Raw genomic sequence first — 5,551 nt, forward strand, 5'->3', positions numbered from 1 at the left:
CGGGGCCCGGCGGCCGGCGGCGCCGCGCCCGGGCCCCCCGGATGGAGCGGGGTGGATCAGGAGTGGGTGACGCTGCCGCAGGCGCCGGCCGGCAGCGGCAGGAAGCCGAAGCTCTTCAGGTCGGCGGACGCGGTGGCGTTGGTGCAGACCCAGCCGCTGGTGCCGAAGATGGCGCGCAGCGCGGTGCCGTGGGTGTCGGTGGCGATCCAGTCGGAGTGACGGACCACGTTGTAGACGCTGCGGGCGTAGGAGGTGCCGGCGAAGGCGTTGGTGATCACCTTGTTGACGGTGTCGACCGGGGCGACGCCGTTCACGTTGCGGATGGTCAGCGGGCCCTGGACGTCGGCGCCGCTGCCCTTGCCGTAGTACACCTGGCCGACGTAGTGGGCGACGGAGTAGGGAACCAGCGCGTCGGGGTCGTTCAGCTGGGCGTCGCTGCCCTCGTTCTCCTGCACGCCCTCGGTGACGCAGAGGCCGAAGGCCGAGACGCCGATGGTGGAGAGGAAGAAGGAGCGGGTGCCGGAGCCGGACTGCGGCAGGAACGGCTTGATGGTGGTGCTGGGCAGGCTGGGGTCGATCTGGTCCCAGGTGGTGACGTTGCAGGTGTAGATGTCCTTGAGGTTCTGCGTGGTCAGGTTGGCCGGCGCGTTGCCGCCGTTCTGGGCCGCCCAGGACACCGCGTCCGTGGCGTACGCCACGAAGTCGAAGGTGTTCGGGTCGGTCGACGCCGGGCCGCGCGAGGAGCGGGCGAAGTCCACGGTGGCGCTGGTGTTGTTCTTCAGCGCGGTGATGCCGGCGCCGGAGCCGTTCGGGCGGGCGATGGAGGTGGCGCCGGTCTTGGTGGTGATCGGCGAGGTGCCGGTCGCGTCCCAGCTGTACAGGCGCGGCGTGGTGGTGTTGCTGCTCGGAATGGTGGCGTTGTAGTCCGCCGAGAACTGGTTCAGGACGGCCTGGGTGGTGTCGGAGCCGACGCCCACGATGTCCTTGGCGGCCGGGAGCGACGCCGGGTCGGCCAGGGCGGTGCCGCTGGCGACGGTGGCCAGGGAGGTCGCCAGGGCGGCAATGGTGAGCAGCTTGGCAGCGGTCTTACGCATGTTTCTCTTCCTCCGGTGGGAGAGACGTCCATCGCGTGGACCCGTGCTCTGGTTGGGAGCCCGGGGCCGGTGGCCGCGTCCGCTGCGGCCGCTCCGGCAGTGCAGATCCTGTCCGGCCCGGTGGTTCCGCCGGAAGGGAGGTCGAGGGCGGGTCGGGATTGTCGACTCATCGGTTCGACGAGGTTTAGCGACTGGTCAGCGCGGGCGTGGCGGAGGGGAAAGGGGGTGGTCAGAGGCCGATGACGTTCTTCTCCAGGTGGCGACTCGGGGTGTTGCCGGAAACCTGCGCTTCACCGGAACTGCACGTGGGCCCCGGCCGCCTCACAGCGGCCAGCGACCGTCCCGACCGCCCCGCCGCAACTCCTGCCCCACCCACTGGAGTCCGGACAGGAAGCCCTCGGCGCCGGCCTGGCACTGGTCGCGCCGCAGGTAGCCGCGGGCGCTGCGCGCCACCGGCGCGGGCTCGACCGCCGTCCGCCGGGTGCTGCGCACCGGCAGGTAGGCGGACCACACCCACTGCCGGCCCTCGGACTGGGCCACCGAACATCGCAGGGCCGCCCGCTCGATCAGCAACACCCGGACCGCCTCGGCGAGTTCCTCCTCGCTGCGGTAGGTGCGCACGCCCATGCCGAGCGGCCGCCCGTTGGCGGCGCGCAGCGCCCAGCCCAGGCAGCGTTCGGGTGCGGGGACGATCAGCAGACGGGGGCCGCGCCCCTCAGCGGCCATCGGGGCGTCTCAACGAGACGGTGTTCCGGGGAAGTTCACGGCCCGGCAGGTCACGAACCGGCCGCTCCCGAGCGGGCCGCTCACGAACGGACTGGTCGCGAACGGGCCGGTCCCGCGCGGGCAGCTCACGAACGGGCAGGTCCCGCGCGGGCTGTTTGGCCAGCAGCACGACGAAGCGCCGGAAGGCGTTCTGGCAGGTCGCGTACCGCTCGTACGCCCGGCTGGAGCGCACCTCGGGCAGGCTGCGCGACCCGGGGACGACCCAGATCCAGCCGATGCCGTCCCGGACGTGGGTGATCCGCGCGGTGAGTTCGGCGGCCCCGACGCGTAATCCGTCGAAGCCGCGCTCGGCCTCGCCGGGCGTCTCGAACATGGCGGCGGTGATGGCCACCACCCGGCCGTTCGGCGCCTTCAGCTGCCAGCGGTACCGCCCGTCCGGGGCGCGCTCCGTCCTGAACCCGCCTCGACTTGCCCCTGCTGCGGCGTTCCCGCGGCCAGACGCGTCCACTGCTCCCCCGTCCGGTTACCCCTCCGAGACCGGTGCAAAGCTATGTGTGCACACGGACCCACGGAAAGCCCAGAACGTTCACAACTTGCGCTGTTGGTCGGGAAGTTCTCCCTCGTTTAACTTTCACCGGCCAACCGCCGAGGAGGATCGGGCCGGGTTCAGAGCCGGGCCGTCCAGCGGACCCTGGTGCCCTTCCCGTACGGCCCGGCCTCGTGCCAGGCGGCGCCGCCGAGCGCCTCGGCCCGCCGGGTCAGGTTGAGCAGGCCGCTGCGGCGCCCGCCCGCCGGGATGCCGACGCCGTCGTCGGTCACCGTCAGCAGCACGCCCGGGCGCCCGCCCCGGTCCAGCGACTCCGGGTCGCCGCTCACCGGCCGGCCGGTGTCGTCCAGGTGGGCGGTCGCGTCGATCTCGACGCCGACCCGGGAGGCCCGCGCGTGCCGGGCCGTGTTGGAGAGCATCTCCCTGAGCGCGGCGAGCAGTTGGCGGCCGTTCTTCTCCTCGACCAGGCTCTCCACCGGCCCGACGAAGCTCACCGAGGGCTTGAAGCCGAGCGCGGCCGCGGCCTGGCTGGCCTCCCGCAGCACCCGGGTGCGCAGGGTGTCCGGCGCGTCGCCGTGGTTGTCGTGCTGGAGGGCGTAGATGGTGGTGCGGACCTCCTGGATGGTGGCGTCCAGCTCGTCCACCGCCTTGCCGATGCCGACCTTCACCTCGGGCACCACGGACCGCCGGGCCGCGCTCTCCAGCATCATCCCGGTGGCGAACAGCCGCTGGATCACCAGGTCGTGCAGGTCGCGGGCGATCCGGTCGCGGTCCTGGAAGACGGCCAGGCGCTGCTGGTCGCGCTGGCCCTCGGCGAGCCGCAGGGCCAGTGCGGCCTGCGAGGCGAAGGTCTCGGCGAGCTGCTTCTCGGTGTCGGTGAACGGCAGGGCGCCGCGCGGGCGCCAGACGCAGAGCCCGCCGAGCACCCGCCCGGCGGCGACCATCGGGACGGCCATGGACGGGCCGAAGGCGCGGGCGAGCCGGATCTCCACGGTCGGGTCGCTGGACATGTCGTCCAGGTAGACGCTCTCCCCGGCGAGCAGCCGGGCCGCGAAGCTCTTCCTGGGCAGCAGCTCGCCCCGGACGAACTCGGCGGCCTCGCCGGAGGCGTGGGCGACCCGCATCTGCCCGTCGCCGTCCTCCGCCGGTTCGGTCGGGAGCAGGATCATGCCGAGCGCGGCGTCCGCCAGCTCCCGGACCTGCTCGGCCGCGACGGTGAGCGCGGTCTCGGCCTGGTCGGTGGAGAGCAGCGCCGTGGTGACGGCGGAGGCGCCGGCGATCCAGCGTTCCCGGCGCCGCCCCTCCTCGTACAGCCGGGAGTTCTCGATGGCGACGCCGGCCGCCGCGGCGAGCGCGTGCACCACCTGTTCGTCCTCGGGGGTGAAGGCGCCGCCGCCCTTCTTCTCGGTGAGGTAGAGGTTGCCGAAGACCTCGTCGCGGACCCGGATCGGCTCGCCGAGGAAGGTCTTCATCTCCGGGTGGTGCGGCGGGAATCCGGAGGAGCGCGGGTCGGCACCGAGGTCGGCGAGCCGCAGCGGCTCGGGGCGGTCGATCAGCGCGCCGAGGATGCCGCGTCCGGCGGGCAGTTCGCCGATCTCGGCGGCGGTCTCGTCGTCGACGCCGACGTGGATGAAGTCGGCCAGGCCGGTGCCGCCGGGGGCGATCACGCCGAGGGCCGCGTACCGGGCGTCGACGAGTTCGGCGGCGCCGGTGGCGATCCGGTGCAGGGTGGCGTGCAGGTCGAGCCCGGCGCCGATCGAGACCACCGCCTCCAGCAGCCGCTGCATCCGGTCGGTGACCGCGGCGGCCGACTGCAGCCGCTCCGCGACCTCGGTGACCAGGGTGTCCAGCCCGAGCGAAGCGATCTCCGGCACCCGATGGGGTGTCGGCTCGGGCGCGGCGGCGGAGGGCTCTGGCGTGGGGTCCATGCAGAAAGCCTAGTTTGTACGCTTTTCATCCGAAGGACGGCGCGGCTCGGGAAACGCGCCCTGACCGGGCCTGGCAGGTGGCCCCGACCGGTCCTAACGGGTGGCCCCGACCGGCTCCACCAGCCCGTCCGCCTCCCGCTCCAGCAGCCCGTCCGCCTCCCGCTCCCGCCGCCACATGGCGTGCAGCCGCCCGTCCCGGTCCGCGATCAGCTCCGACCAGCGGCCGCGCTCGGCGACCCGGCCGCCGTCCAGCACCAGCACCTCGTCGACGGTGGTGTCGTCCAGACCGGCCAGCCGGTGGGTGATCAGCACGGTGGTGCGGCCCTCGGTGGCGGCCAGCAGGTCGATGGTGAGCGCGTCGGCGGTGGGCAGGTCGAGGTGTTCGGCGGGCTCGTCCAAGACGAGCACCGGGAAGTCGGCGAGCAGGGCCCGAGCCAGTGCGAGGCGCTGCCGCTGGCCGCCGGAGAGCCGGGCGCCGTGCTCGCCGACCATGGTGTCCAGGCCGTCGGGCAGGGTCAGCGTCCAGTCCAGCAGCCGGGCGGCGGCGAGCGCGGCGCGCAGGTCGTCCTCGGTGGCGCCCGGCCGGGCCAGCCGCAGGTTCTCCCGCAGCGAGCTGTCGAAGACGTGGGCGTCCTGGGCACACAGTCCGATCACCCGGCGGACGTCCTCGCCCGCGAGCGCGCGGCTGTCCACAGCCCGTGGGCGGCCGTCGGCGAAGGTGACGGCGCCCGCGCTCGGCTCCAGGAACCGCAGCAGCGCCTGGGCCAGCGTGGTCTTGCCGGAGCCGGACGGGCCGACCACGGCGATCCGGCGGCCGGCCGCGAGGTCGAGGTCGACGCCGGTGAGCGCGTCCACGGCCTGCCCGGGGTGCCGGACGGTCAGTCCGCGCACGGCGACCGGCAGCGGCTGTTCGGGCAGCGCGGCGGGCGCGGCCGGCTCCGGGACGGCGGCCTCGGCCTCCAGCACCTCGTCCAGCCGGGCCCGCGCGGCCCGGCTGCGCTGGCGCGCCTGGACGGCCAGCGGCATCCCGGTGACGGCCTCGAACGCGGCCAGCGGGGTGAGCACGACCACGGCCAGGCAGACCGGCGCCAGCGCGCCGCCGTGCACCCCCTGGACGCCGACGGCCGCCGCGGCGGTCACGGTCAGCCCGGTGAGCAGCGCGATCAGCCCGGTGCCGAGCGCGGTGGTGGGCCCCGCCCGGGGCGCCCGCCCGGGGGGGCCCGGGGCGGGGCCCGGGCCGGGCGGGCGCCGCGCCG

Annotated in this window: 5 protein-coding genes; all 5 read right to left on the reverse strand. The window is 74.3% G+C overall.

Annotation, left to right across the window (positions count from 1 at the left end):
• Window positions 1-56: 56 nt before the first annotated feature.
• Window positions 57-1,094, reverse strand: a complete 1,038-nt coding sequence (locus ACFV6I_RS37130) for a PstS family phosphate ABC transporter substrate-binding protein (RefSeq protein ID WP_063348393.1) — start codon at window positions 1,092-1,094, stop codon at window positions 57-59.
• A 321-nt stretch (window positions 1,095-1,415) separates the two neighbouring features.
• A complete protein-coding gene (locus ACFV6I_RS37135) occupies window positions 1,416-1,820 on the reverse strand; it encodes a hypothetical protein (protein WP_063348394.1) in 405 nt (134 codons plus the stop codon).
• Window positions 1,810-2,328: a hypothetical protein gene (locus ACFV6I_RS37140; protein WP_380430450.1), complete on the reverse strand. Its 519-nt coding sequence runs from the start codon at window positions 2,326-2,328 to the stop codon at window positions 1,810-1,812. The genes ACFV6I_RS37135 and ACFV6I_RS37140 overlap by 11 nt, the downstream gene beginning before the upstream one ends.
• 158 nt (window positions 2,329-2,486) lie before the next feature.
• Window positions 2,487-4,295 (reverse strand): GAF domain-containing protein, encoded by a 1,809-nt coding sequence (locus ACFV6I_RS37145; RefSeq protein ID WP_380371409.1) that lies wholly within the window; start codon window positions 4,293-4,295, stop codon window positions 2,487-2,489.
• A gap of 93 nt (window positions 4,296-4,388) precedes the next feature.
• Window positions 4,389-5,551, reverse strand: a 1,163-nt coding sequence (gene cydC, locus ACFV6I_RS37150) for a thiol reductant ABC exporter subunit CydC (RefSeq protein ID WP_380430454.1), incomplete at its 5' end; no start/stop codon positions are given.

The sequence above is a fragment of the Kitasatospora sp. NPDC059803 genome (assembly GCF_042732255.1).
In the GTDB taxonomy this organism is placed as follows: domain Bacteria; phylum Actinomycetota; class Actinomycetes; order Streptomycetales; family Streptomycetaceae; genus Kitasatospora.